Source organism: Bacillus sp. N3378-2at, assembly GCF_033412715.1.
Taxonomy (GTDB): Bacteria; Bacillota; Bacilli; order Bacillales; family Bacillaceae; genus Bacillus; species Bacillus subtilis.
Map to the genome: position 1 here is coordinate 2,572,326 of NZ_CP117986.1, position 12,615 is coordinate 2,584,940.

Annotated in this window: 10 protein-coding genes; 9 read left to right on the forward strand and 1 reads right to left on the reverse strand. The window is 44.4% G+C overall.

The window, feature by feature from the left end; genetic code table 11:
* Positions 1-19: 19 nt before the first annotated feature.
* From PUN35_RS13805 to PUN35_RS13845, 9 genes are all read left to right on the forward strand, one after another.
* Entirely contained in the window at positions 20-1,387 is a 1,368-nt protein-coding gene (locus PUN35_RS13805; RefSeq protein ID WP_014478646.1) for a PTS transporter subunit EIIC, read from the forward strand.
* A 56-nt stretch (positions 1,388-1,443) separates the two neighbouring features.
* The gene (gene amiE / locus PUN35_RS13810) at positions 1,444-2,769 is read left to right on the forward strand and encodes an N-acetylmuramoyl-L-alanine amidase (protein WP_014478645.1); all 1,326 of its coding nucleotides are present in this window, start codon (positions 1,444-1,446) and stop codon (positions 2,767-2,769) included.
* Positions 2,770-2,796: 27 nt separating this feature from the next.
* Positions 2,797-4,725 (forward strand): beta-N-acetylhexosaminidase, encoded by a 1,929-nt coding sequence (gene nagZ, locus PUN35_RS13815; protein ID WP_014478644.1) that lies wholly within the window; start codon positions 2,797-2,799, stop codon positions 4,723-4,725.
* Positions 4,726-4,738: 13 nt separating this feature from the next.
* Entirely contained in the window at positions 4,739-5,983 is a 1,245-nt protein-coding gene (locus tag PUN35_RS13820; RefSeq protein ID WP_014478643.1) for an exo-beta-N-acetylmuramidase NamZ family protein, read from the forward strand.
* 190 nt (positions 5,984-6,173) lie between these two features.
* A complete protein-coding gene (gene btr, locus PUN35_RS13825) occupies positions 6,174-7,763 on the forward strand; it encodes a bacillibactin transport transcriptional regulator Btr (protein WP_014478642.1) in 1,590 nt (529 codons plus the stop codon).
* A 90-nt stretch (positions 7,764-7,853) separates the two neighbouring features.
* Positions 7,854-8,807 (forward strand): iron ABC transporter substrate-binding protein FeuA, encoded by a 954-nt coding sequence (feuA, locus tag PUN35_RS13830; RefSeq protein ID WP_014478641.1) that lies wholly within the window; start codon positions 7,854-7,856, stop codon positions 8,805-8,807.
* Positions 8,808-8,825: 18 nt separating this feature from the next.
* Positions 8,826-9,830, forward strand: a complete 1,005-nt coding sequence (locus tag PUN35_RS13835) for a FecCD family ABC transporter permease (protein WP_014478640.1) — start codon at positions 8,826-8,828, stop codon at positions 9,828-9,830.
* Positions 9,823-10,833, forward strand: coding sequence for an iron ABC transporter permease FeuC (gene feuC / locus PUN35_RS13840; protein ID WP_014478639.1), 1,011 nt, complete (start codon positions 9,823-9,825; stop codon positions 10,831-10,833). The genes PUN35_RS13835 and feuC overlap by 8 nt, the downstream gene beginning before the upstream one ends.
* Positions 10,830-11,582 carry an alpha/beta hydrolase gene (locus PUN35_RS13845; protein WP_014478638.1) on the forward strand — a complete coding sequence of 251 codons (753 nt, stop codon included), beginning with the start codon at positions 10,830-10,832 and terminating at the stop codon, positions 11,580-11,582. The genes feuC and PUN35_RS13845 overlap by 4 nt, the downstream gene beginning before the upstream one ends.
* 9 nt (positions 11,583-11,591) lie before the next feature.
* On the opposite strand, the gene PUN35_RS13850 is transcribed toward PUN35_RS13845, so the two are convergent.
* Positions 11,592-12,512 (reverse strand): bile acid:sodium symporter family protein, encoded by a 921-nt coding sequence (locus PUN35_RS13850; protein WP_014478637.1) that lies wholly within the window; start codon positions 12,510-12,512, stop codon positions 11,592-11,594.
* Between the last annotated feature and the right edge of the window lie 103 nt (positions 12,513-12,615).

Genomic DNA, 12,615 nt, shown 5'->3' on the forward strand with positions numbered 1-12,615 from the left:
TTGAAGGGGAGGGGTTTTAATGAGCAAAGAAAATAACTACCATCATCTCGCACAGAAAATCCTTGAGCTATGCGGAGGAAAATCCAATATTTCTTCATATACGCATTGCATGACACGCCTGCGCATTACGCCTTACGATGAAAGCAAAGCAGATGCTCAGGGTTTAAGAAAGCTTGACGGCGTATTGGGGGTCGTTGAAGCTGAAACCTTACAAATTATCCTCGGCACAGGAGTCGTCAATCATGTTACAGCTGCTTTCTCAAAGCTCGTGTCAGCAGAAGAAGGTGCCGATGTCAAAGAAGCTGCGGCCAAAAAGAAAGCCGATATCAATCGAAAAAACGCCACTCCTTTTAAACTTTTCTTACGTAAAATTGCCAGCATTTTTATCCCTCTTATTCCCGCTCTAGTCGCTTCCGGTTTAATTACTGGGATTACCAAAGCAATTATTCAAGCAGGCTGGCTCTCTGCAGACTCACAAATTGCGGTTATCCTGACAGTCATCGGATCAGGGCTGTTCACTTATCTCGGCATTCTCGTCGGTATTAACGCTTCGAAAGAATTTGGCGGGACACCCGCACTTGGGGCTTTGGCCGGGATCTTGATTATCAATCCGGAGATCGCAAAAATCAGTTTATTTGGAGAAGAGCTTCTCCCGGGCAGGGGAGGTCTGATCGGCGTCCTTTTCGCAGCCATATTCATTGCTTACACCGAACAATTTATTCGCCGTTTTATTCCTCAATCACTCGATATCATTGTCACACCCACCGTTTCACTGTTAATCACCGGAATCGTAACGTATGTCGTATTTATGCCTTTAGGCGGATTCATCTCTGATGCTATTACATCCGGCCTTCTGTCCATCCTGGACATCGGCGGCATCGCTGCAGGCTTTATTCTGGGCGCAACCTTCCTTCCTCTCGTCGTAACCGGACTGCATCAAGGCTTGACGCCTGTGCACATGGAACTGATCAATTCAATTGGCAATGATCCTCTGCTCCCTATTTTGGCTATGGGAGGTGCAGGACAGGTAGGCGCGGCCTTTGCCGTTTTCGTGAAGACGAAAAAAACAACACTGAGGAAAGCAATCGCCGGCGGGCTTCCATCGGGACTGCTCGGCATTGGTGAACCGCTTATTTTCGGAGTCACGCTGCCGCTTGGCCGTCCGTTTTTAACAGCATGTTTAGGAGCTGGAATCGGTGGTGCCTTTCAAGCGTATTTTCAAGTAGCCACCATTGCGATTGGTGTCTCCGGACTGCCGCTTTCCTTTCTAGTCCTGCCTTCGCAAATCATCCTGTATATCGTTGGGCTCTTTATTTCCTACGCGGCCGGCTTTTTATTGACCTATGCATTCGGATATAAAGATGAAATGGCTTCTCAGTTCGATTAAATTGTTTCTGTTTTAGGGATAGTAAACGGGATAGAAGCACAGAAAGGGGCTAGCCTGTGAAAACAAAGACACTGTTCATATTCAGTGCCATTTTAACCCTATCGATATTCGCGCCAAATGAAACCTTCGCACAAACAGCAGACAACTTGGTTGAGCCGAAAACCATAAATGCAGAAACTGCACAATTCTCGACGAAGAAGCTAAAGAAGGTAGATCAGATGATAGAACGGGATATTGCAGCAGGATTTCCAGGCGCCGTTCTTGTGGTGGTGAAGGATGGACGCATCATAAAAAAAGAAGCATACGGCTACAGTAAAAAGTACGAAGGGTCAGAACTGCTGCGCCGTCCGGCCAAAATGAAAACCCGCACGATGTTTGACTTAGCCTCAAATACAAAAATGTACGCAACAAATTTTGTATTGCAGCGCTTAGTCAGCCAAGGAAAACTTGACGTCTATGAAAAAGTTTCTGCATATTTGCCGGGTTTCAAGGATCAGCCGGGTGACCTCATAAAAGGAAAAGACAAGATACGTGTCATTGATGTCCTCCAGCACCAATCAGGGCTCCCATCAAGCTTTTACTTTTACACGCCGGAAAAAGCCGGCAAGTACTATTCCCAAGAACGGGACAAAACGATTGAATATTTGACGAAAATTCCGCTCGATTATCAAACCGGGACAAAACACGTATACAGTGACATTGGATATATGCTACTTGGGTGTATTGTCGAAAAACTCACTGGCAAACCGCTTGATGTCTACACGGAGCAAGAGCTCTACAAACCGCTCAGGCTGAAGCATACCTTGTACAATCCGCTGCAAAAGGGCTTTAAACCGAAACAGTTCGCAGCTACTGAACGAATGGGCAATACACGTGACGGCGTTATTCAATTCCCTAACATCCGCACAAACACGCTGCAAGGAGAGGTGCATGACGAAAAAGCGTTTTACTCAATGGATGGCGTGTCTGGGCATGCCGGATTGTTCTCAAATGCAGATGATATGGCCATACTGCTGCAAGTCATGTTAAACAAAGGTTCATACCGAAACATTTCTTTATTTGATCAGAAAACAGCCGACCTGTTTACAGCACCTTCAGCAACAGACCCGACATTCGCTCTTGGCTGGAGGCGGAACGGAAGTAAAAGCATGGAATGGATGTTTGGCCCTCATGCCAGTGAAAATGCTTACGGGCATACCGGCTGGACAGGGACAGTTACAATTATTGATCCAGCATACAATTTAGGCATCGCATTGTTAACAAATAAAAAGCATACACCAGTTATTGATCCGGAAGAAAATCCAAACGTCTTTGAGGGTGATCAATTTGCAACAGGCAGTTATGGAAGTGTCATAACCGCGATTTATGAAGCGATGGAGTGAATGATTAGACGATAGGAGGAAGTTTCTATGAGACCTGTCTTTCCGCTTATCCTTTCAGCCGTTCTCTTTCTTTCATGCTTTTTCGGGGCCAGACAGACAGAAGCCTCTGCATCCAAACGTGCAATCGATGCCAATCAGATTGTCAATCGTATGTCGTTAGATGAAAAACTCGGCCAGATGCTGATGCCTGATTTTAGAAATTGGCAAAAGGAAGGCGAGTCCTCTCCGCAAGCCCTTACAGAAATGAATGATGAAGTCGCCAGCCTCGTCAAGAAATATCAATTCGGAGGCATCATCCTTTTTGCAGAAAATGTAAAAACAACAAAACAAACTGTCCAACTGACAGACGATTACCAAAAGGCAAGTCCAAAAATCCCGCTCATGCTGAGTATTGATCAGGAAGGCGGCATTGTAACGCGGTTAGGGGAGGGCACTAATTTCCCAGGGAATATGGCACTGGGCGCAGCCAGAAGCAGAATCAATGCGTATCAGACCGGCAGCATCATCGGGAAAGAGCTCTCTGCCTTAGGCATCAATACAGATTTCAGCCCTGTCGTGGACATTAACAATAATCCTAATAATCCTGTAATCGGCGTACGGTCATTCAGCTCCAATCGAGAACTGACATCACGCCTCGGTTTATACACGATGAAAGGGTTGCAGCGGCAGGATATCGCGTCTGCCCTCAAACATTTCCCGGGACATGGAGACACGGACGTTGACAGCCATTATGGACTGCCGCTCGTTTCCCATGGCCAAGAACGGCTTCGTGAGGTCGAGCTTTATCCTTTTCAAAAAGCAATTGATGCTGGTGCTGATATGGTGATGACAGCCCATGTTCAGTTTCCCGCCTTTGATGACACCACTTACAAAAGCAAACTCGATGGATCGGACATTTTGGTTCCAGCTACACTTTCAAAAAAAGTGATGACAGGTCTTCTTCGTCAGGAAATGGGCTTTAATGGTGTGATCGTTACCGATGCACTCAATATGAAGGCAATCGCAGATCATTTCGGACAGGAAGAGGCTGTGGTCATGGCCGTAAGAGCTGGTGTCGATATTGCATTAATGCCAGCCTCAGTCACTTCATTGAAAGAAGAACAGAAATTCGCACGTGTTATTCAAGCTTTGAAAGAAGCCGTGAAAAACGGGGATATTCCTGAACAACAAATCAACAATTCAGTTGAAAGAATCATTTCCCTGAAAATAAAACGCGGCATGTATCCAGCGCGAAACAGCGACAGTACAAAAGAAAAAATAGCCAAAGCCAAAAAAATCGTAGGAAGCAAGCAGCACCTGAAAGCAGAGAAAAAAATAGCTGAAAAAGCAGTAACTGTATTAAAAAATGAACAGCACACTTTGCCATTCAAGCCTAAAAAAGGCAGCCGAATCTTAATTGTGGCACCTTACGAAGAACAAACTGCTTCAATCGAACAAACCATTCACGATCTCATCAAGCGAAAGAAAATCAAACCCGTATCTGTCGACAAAATGAATTTTGCCAACCAAGTATTTAAGGCCGAGCATGCAAAACAAGTAAAAAAGGCTGATTATATCATAACCGGCTCCTATGTCGTCAAAAATGATCCTGTCGTCAACGACGGTGTCATCGACGACACAATATCAGATTCAAGCAAATGGGCCACCGTGTTTCCGAGAGCTGTCATGAAAGCCGCACTGCAGCACAACAAACCATTTGTCTTAATGAGCCTGCGCAACCCCTATGACGCAGCCAATTTCGAAGAAACAAAGGCACTGATTGCAGTCTATGGCTTTAAAGGATACGCAAATGGCCGTTATCTTCAACCTAATATTCCGGCCGGAGTGATGGCGATATTCGGCCAGGCAAAACCTAAAGGCACACTTCCAGTTGACATTCCGTCAGTCACGAAACCAGGGAACACCCTTTACCCATTTGGCTACGGATTAAATATCAAAACGGGAAGACCGCTTTAATAAGGAGGGACACATGAGAAAAACAATATTCGCTTTTCTGACAGGGCTCATGATGTTCGGAACGATAACCGCTGCCTCTGCTTCACCCGATTCAAAGAATCAAACGGCTAAAAAGCCTAAAGTCCAGACCGGTATAGACACGCTCTTGCCAGACTATAAAAAACAGCTCAAGGGAAAACGCATCGGACTGATCACCAATCCAACCGGAGTAAACGCATCTCTGAAAAGCAGTGTCGATATTCTTTACGAGAACCCAGATATCAAACTGACAGCTTTATTCGGCCCTGAACACGGCGTCCGCGGTGACGCCCAGGCTGGAGACGAAGTAGGCTCTTACATTGACGAAAAAACCGGGGTACCCGTATACAGCCTCTACGGAAAAACGAAAAAACCGACTCCAGAAATGCTGAAAAATGTCGATATTCTTATGTTTGACATTCAGGATGTCGGGACCCGTTTCTACACGTACATTTATACAATGGCATACGCAATGGAAGCCGCTAAAGAAAACGGCATTCCATTTATGGTGTTGGACCGTCCGAATCCTCAAGGAGGGAATCATATTGAAGGACCAATCTTAGAACCTGACTACGCCTCATTTGTCGGATTGTATCCCATTCCATTGAAGCATGGGATGACGATAGGCGAATTGGCTTTACTGTTCAACAAAGAATTTAGTATTAATGCCGATCTTACAGTGGTAAAAATGAAACACTGGAAGCGAAAAATGGATTTTGACGATACCCGATTGCCTTTCGTCCTCCCTTCGCCTAACATGCCGACGGTGGAAAGCACATTTGTTTATCCTGCAACCGGGCTGATTGAAGGAACAAATATATCCGAAGGGCGAGGGACAACAAAGCCATTCGAATTGATCGGAGCTCCCTTTATCAAAAGCACAGAACTTGAAGAAACATTAAACAGCCTCCATTTGCCGGGCGTTACATTTAGGGCAGCATCCTTCACACCGACGTTTTCTAAACATCAAGGAACGCTTTGCCACGGTGTGCAGCTCTATGTGACAGAAAGAGATAAGTTTGAAGCCGTTAAAACGGGTCTTTCAGTCATTAAAACCATACACGATCTCTATCCTGAGGATTTTGAGTTCCTGTCAACAGGTTCATTCGATAAACTGGCAGGCAACGGCTGGATCAGGACAAAAATTGAAAATGGAACTTCGATTGAGAACATCATAAACAGCTATGAAAAAACACTCCAACAATTCAGCAAAACAAGAAAAAAATATCTCATTTATTAGAACGTAAGCATCGTATGTTACACGTGTAACATATTCTTACCGAACGAAAGACCCTTACTTTTACACATGTGTAAGGGTTTTTTTCATACTAAAAACCCACCCGCTTTATATAGGAAAACTTTCATTTATTTGGTACAATTTTTATTGAAAATGATTATCAATTGAAAGCTTCTGAAAAGGTGGTCTAATCGTGCAAAATGCAGTGATTTATCAACCGGTACAAATTGAATATCTAAAAAAGACAAGTGATCTCTTCTCAGAACAGCAATTAGCCGATTCATTCGTGCTGATTTTTCATTTAAAAGGAAACGGCTATATTTCGATCGGAACAAACACCAATCCTTTGCAAAAAAAGACACTTTATGTTTGTCCGCCTAACGAGACCTTTGGCTTTACGCCAGCAGCCGATGGACATATAGATGCCTGTCTGATCAGGCTTCAAAGCTATATCAAGGAAGCCGGCCAAGATATTTTCACACCGTGCACAGAATCGGAATTAGCCAAACTGAAGCTTATAAATGTTTCACATATCGAAAATCTTGCCGTCCGGCTTCAAGAGCTTGCCGCACTATGGAATGAATCGTCTCAGCTTTCTCAGCTAAAATGTGGGATTGAAGTACAAAGCCTGATTTATGACCTCTTTACTGCCAGTTTATCTGATCAAACGGATACACATTCAGCAATCGAAAAAACAAAACACTATATCGAAACCCATGCCGATACAAAAATCACGCTTGCCCAGCTGTCGCAAATGGCAGGAATCAGTGCCAAACACTACAGTGAAAGCTTTAAAAAATGGACAGGACAGAGCGTAACAGAATTTATTACGAAAACACGAATCACAAAGGCAAAACTGCTCATGGCAAAATCAAACTGCAAATTGAAAGAAATCGCACACCAAACCGGTTATCAAGATGAATTTTATTTCAGCAGAATCTTTAAAAAATATACAGGCTGTTCACCTACAAGCTATATGAAAAAACGCCGAAAGAAAATCGCCGCATACGGAAGGGGCACAATGGGCCATCTCATCCCCCTTCACCACATACCTTTTGCGGCCGCTCTGCATCCAAAATGGACGTCTTACTACTATCAGCATTATTCGACAGATATACCCGTCCAGCTCAGTGCATACCGGTTTAATGAAAAGTGGGAAGAAAACCTGTACACGTTATCACAGGCAGAACCAGATGTGATTGTCAGCATGGATTCTATTTCTCCAGAAGAACAAGATCGCCTGAATCGCATCGCAGAAGTCATGTACCTTCCTTCAGAAGAAAGCTGGAGAACCCACTTTCTGCAAACTGCCTCATTTTTAAAGGAGGAGTCCGAAGCAGAAAAGTGGCTAGCGGATTATGACCAGCAGACAACAGCCGCCAAAAAAACACTTCAACACGTTCAAGGGCTGCGTTTTCTCTTTTTGAGGCTGCATAAGCAAAACTTCTATCTGGCACATAACCGAAGTGTCCGCGAAGTTTTCTTTGGGGATTTAGGACTCAGCTCGGCAACAACGGCTGACACACCTTCAGAACAAGCGATTTCGTTAGAAAATATCGCAAATTACCAAGCTGACTGTATGATGCTTTTTCTTTTTAAAGAGCCGGAGACTATAGCTTACTACCAGCAATTACAGCAGACAGAAGCATGGCAAAACCTAAGCGCGGTACGGAATAAGCGTGTTTATCTTCTATCCCTTGACCCGTGGAATGAATACTCAGCTTGCGGGCACGAACGCATCGTTCAGCAAACTGTTTCTTTATTATCCGGAGATTGTCCATGATAAATCAGGAATTTGTCCATGGTGTTATATCTGTTCATTCTCTATAATTCCAATTGATAATAGTTATCAATTGAACAGGAGGCTCTATAGATGAAAAAGATATCTCTTACCTTATTAATCTTACTTCTCGCGCTGACGGCGGCAGCTTGCGGCAGCAAAAATGAATCAACTGCCAGCAAGGCAAGCGGCACAGCATCTGAGAAGAAGAAAATTGAATACCTTGATAAAACATATGAAGTAACTGTACCGACAGACAAAATCGCCATTACGGGAAGCGTTGAATCAATGGAAGACGCGAAATTGCTTGACGTTCATCCGCAAGGCGCAATTTCATTCTCCGGCAAATTCCCTGATATGTTCAAAGACATCACTGATAAAGCCAAACCAACCGGAGAAAAAATGGAGCCAAATATTGAAAAGATTCTTGAAATGAAGCCAGATGTTATCCTTGCTTCAACAAAGTTTCCGGAAAAAACGCTGCAAAAAATCAGCACAGCAGGCACGACGATCCCAGTTTCTCATATCTCTTCAAACTGGAAGGAAAACATGATGCTGCTTGCCCAACTGACCGGAAAAGAGAAAAAAGCAAAGAAAATTATTGCAGACTATGAACAGGATCTAAAAGAAACAAAAACAAAAATCAACGATAAAGCGAAAGATTCAAAAGCGCTTGTCATTAGAATTAGACAAGGCAACATTTACATTTACCCTGAACAGGTGTATTTCAACTCCACACTATACGGTGATTTAGGCCTTAAGGCGCCGAACGAAGTAAAAGCTGCAAAAGCGCAAGAGCTGATTTCATTAGAAAAATTAAGTGAAATGAACCCGGACCATATTTTCGTCCAATTTTCTGATGATGAAAATGCAGACAAACCTGATGCCTTAAAAGATTTAGAGAAAAATCCAATCTGGAAAAGCCTTAAAGCAGTCAAAGAAGATCATGTGTATGTCAACTCAGTGGACCCTCTCGCACAAGGCGGCACAGCTTGGAGCAAAGTCCGTTTCCTGAAAGCGGCTGCTGAAAAATTGACACAAAACTAATTCAGAGTAGGTTTTTGTATGTATTCAAAACAGTGGACACGTATCATATTGATTACTTCTCCATTTGCTATAGCGCTGTCACTTTTGCTTTCAATCCTTTATGGGGCAAAGCATCTTAGCACAGATATTGTTTTTACATCTCTTATTCATTTCGATCCGGGAAACACAGACCATCAAATTATATGGCACTCCCGGATTCCAAGGGCTGCCGGCGCTCTGCTCATAGGGGCAGCCCTTGCTGTTTCTGGAGCGCTTATGCAGGGCATCACGCGCAATTATTTAGCTTCGCCATCCATTATGGGTGTTTCAGATGGTTCAGCGTTTATCATTACGCTTTGCATGGTTCTGCTCCCGCAATCATCTTCGATTGAAATGATGATATACTCTTTTATCGGCTCAGCGTTAGGAGCTGTGTTAGTATTCGGCCTTGCCGCCATGATGCCAAACGGATTTACCCCCGTGCAGCTCGCCATCATCGGCACAGTCACAAGCATGCTGCTCAGCAGCTTATCAGCGGCCATGTCGATTTATTTTCAAATTTCTCAGGATCTCAGTTTCTGGTACAGTGCCAGACTTCATCAAATGAGTCCGGATTTCCTGAAGCTTGCCGCTCCGTTTTTCCTGATTGGCATCATAATGGCCATTTCTCTCAGCAAAAAGGTAACCGCTGTATCATTAGGGGACGACATTTCTAAAAGCCTGGGGCAAAAGAAAAAAACCATTAAAATCATGGCGATGCTTTCCGTCATCATTTTAACCGGCAGTGCCGTAGCGCTGGCCGGAAAAATTGCGTTTGTCGGGTTGGTTGTTCCGCATATCACGAGATTTCTCGTCGGCTCTGATTACAGCAGGCTGATTCCGTGCTCCTGTCTTTTGGGCGGAATCTTTTTAACCCTGTGTGATCTCGCAAGCAGATTTATCAACTATCCGTTTGAAACACCGATTGAGGTCGTAACATCCATTATCGGCGTACCTTTCTTCCTTTATTTAATTAAACGAAAAGGAGGGGAGCAAAATGGCTAAAAAATATGCATTGTTCAGCGCTTTGATTCTTGTTGTCAGCTATTTCAGCTTAACGAGCGGATCATTTTCTGTTCGTCCTGCTGAGCTGCTCTCCACTCTTTTTCAAATCGACCCGAATCCACAGTATGAAATTTTGCTGTTCGATTTAAGACTGCCGCGGGTTGTCATGGCTGCTATTATTGGACTCGGTCTTGGCATTGCAGGCGCTGTTATCCAGGCCATCACGAGAAACGGGCTTGCTGATCCTGGAATTCTCGGAATCAACGCAGGGGCAGGAGCCGGCATTGTAGCGTTTATGCTCTTATTCCAAGGCCAGAAGGAAGTGACATCCATAGCTGCAGCGATGGGAATGCCGCTCTTTGGATTGATAGGCGGGCTCATCGCGGCGATCCTGATTTACATATTTGCATGGCACAGAGGCAATTTAGATTCACGAAGAATTATTCTGGTAGGGATTGCGATCAATTCAGGATTCAGCGCCCTGTCTTTGTTTTTATCTTTAAAAATGGACCCGCAAGACTATCAAATGGCCATGGTGTGGAAAAACGGAAGCATCTGGTCTGCCAACTGGACGTATATCACAGCCGTTCTCCCATGGATGCTGCTGTTTATACCGATTCTTATCGGCAAATCCCGCCTGCTCGACACCATTCGTTTTGATGAAGACACAGTCAGAAGCCTCGGCATTTCATCAAATAAAGAAAAAACCATCCTGCTCGTAGCCTGTGTAGCAATCATCAGCGCCTGTGTCTCCGTAGCGGGAAGCATGGCGTTTGTCGGCTTAATTGCTCCCCATATCTCACGGAGACTGGCTGGCGTCGAACATCGCTATATCCTGCCACTGAGCGGTTTAATCGGGATGCTTCTTGTGATAAGCGCAGACTTTGCCGGAAAACTGTTTTTTCAGCCCGCAGAAGTGCCCGCAGGCATCATTTTGGCGATCCTCGGAGTTCCTTATTTCTTATATCTGCTTTTCAAGCAAAAAAAGGGGGAGAATGCTTGAAAGGATCTCTTTCAGAACACAAAGCCGGCAACAGGAGGTTCACGCTGTACCTCCCTCCTTCCTACAGCACAGACAGCGGGGGATTTCCTGCTGTTTACGTGCAGGATGGCAGTTCTTTGTTCCAAAACCAAATCGAATTACTAGAAAGCGCCTTTCAACAGCAAAGGCTCCCTGAACTCGTGCTGATCGGTATCGAACCCGAAAACCGGCTTGATGAATACACCCCATGGCCGGCTGCATCACTCAGTGATCGGTTCACGGACTTCGGCGGAATGGGATATCACTATCTGTCTGATATAACGAACCAGTTCATTCCGCTAATCGAAGAAAACTGGAACGTCACCAGGGAACCGCAGTCAAGAGGAATGATCGGTGCCTCATTAGGCGGCCTCATCTCAATGTTCGCCATATTAAAATATCCGTCAATGTTCGGGAAAATAGGCTCTATATCAGGTTCATACTGGTACGAGAACGCAGCGGAAACCATTCATATATCTTCTTTAAAGCCTGGCACTGCACGTGTTTTCATGTCTATCGGGAGTGAAGAAGGCTGTGAAAAACAATCCATTCAGCGACATATGCTGAAAAAAACAAAGCAAGTTCATCAAAGTCTAAAAGAAAAAGGCTTCACTGAAGACCAGTTGTGTCTTTCAATTGAAAAAGGAGCGGTGCACCACCGCAAGTATTTCTGCAAACAGTTCATCAACGCGCTCGAATGGCTATACGGAAAAAACCGCTCAACCCTATGAGCGGTTTTTTTATGCTTTCTGCAACATTGGTTTTAATTCAAAACGATTCAGCATATAGCCAAACAAAGCAGCCAATATCTGCTGAAACAGCATGCCGATCACAACAGGAACGGCAACCTGAGACGGGAAGAACGTAACGGCAAGAACTGCGCCGGCACTAATATTCCTCATCCCTCCCGTAAATATAAGAGAGACTATTTCCTCTTGCCGCCTTTTCATCATTTTTCCGATCAGCCAAGCAGCGGCATAGCCTGTTAACGCGATAAAGAATACCGTTACAGCTATTCCTGCAAATCTCAAATCAATGGATTTGAAATAAGGAGCAATCGCTGAACTGTTAATCGCAATCACTGCCATCAAGCAAAGCTTTGAAAAAGGCGACAGCGCACTGCTCACAGACGCAGTTCTTTCTGGAGATGACATCTGATTAAACAGCATGCCCAAAAAAGAAGGAATCACGACCATTACAATCAGACCTTTCATCATTCCCCACACATCCATGTGAACCTGAGCGCCGGCCAGCAATGAAAGACTCAGCGGTACGATTAGCGGTGACAGCACAGTATCAATTAAAATAATCGAAAGTGTCAAACCGACATTCCCTTTGTACATCGCTGCCCAAATCAAGCTTGTAATCCCCGTAGGAATCACAACAGCCAATGTTAAACCGGTAATCGTCAAAGGATCACCTTTAAATATAAGATGGCCGCTGCCCCAAGCAAAAAGCGGCATGAAAATATGAAGAACGAATAGTGCAAGAATCATAGGGAGAGGATGAGACAATGCATGTCTCAAAGATTGAAAGTTCGCGCTCAAACTGCCTGCAAACGTAATAAAAGCAAAGATCCAAGGCACAGCCCATTCATACCCATTTAAAAACTGAGACAGCAGCACGCCCAGCACCACACTAGTCGGCGTCAACAGCGGCATCACTCTCCCCAATACACGGTTCAGCTTCTGAAGCATCATATGCAAGTCCCCTATTTAAAATTTCTCTTCTCTCTATTATATCAATGCTGCTTAAGTGTATGTT

What these genes read in the sequence shown, in the direction of transcription:
- feuC (WP_014478639.1), top strand. Translation starts at nt 9,823, where the DNA reads ATGGCTAAAAAATATGCATTGTTCAGCGCTTTGATTCTTGTTGTCAGC.
- feuA (WP_014478641.1), top strand. Translation starts at nt 7,854, where the DNA reads ATGAAAAAGATATCTCTTACCTTATTAATCTTACTTCTCGCGCTGACG.
- PUN35_RS13820 (WP_014478643.1), top strand. Translation starts at nt 4,739, where the DNA reads ATGAGAAAAACAATATTCGCTTTTCTGACAGGGCTCATGATGTTCGGA.
- PUN35_RS13835 (WP_014478640.1), top strand. Translation starts at nt 8,826, where the DNA reads ATGTATTCAAAACAGTGGACACGTATCATATTGATTACTTCTCCATTT.
- PUN35_RS13805 (WP_014478646.1), top strand. Translation starts at nt 20, where the DNA reads ATGAGCAAAGAAAATAACTACCATCATCTCGCACAGAAAATCCTTGAG.
- PUN35_RS13850 (WP_014478637.1), bottom strand. Translation starts at nt 12,512, where the DNA reads ATGCCGCTGTTGACGCCGACTAGTGTGGTGCTGGGCGTGCTGCTGTCT.
- nagZ (WP_014478644.1), top strand. Translation starts at nt 2,797, where the DNA reads ATGAGACCTGTCTTTCCGCTTATCCTTTCAGCCGTTCTCTTTCTTTCA.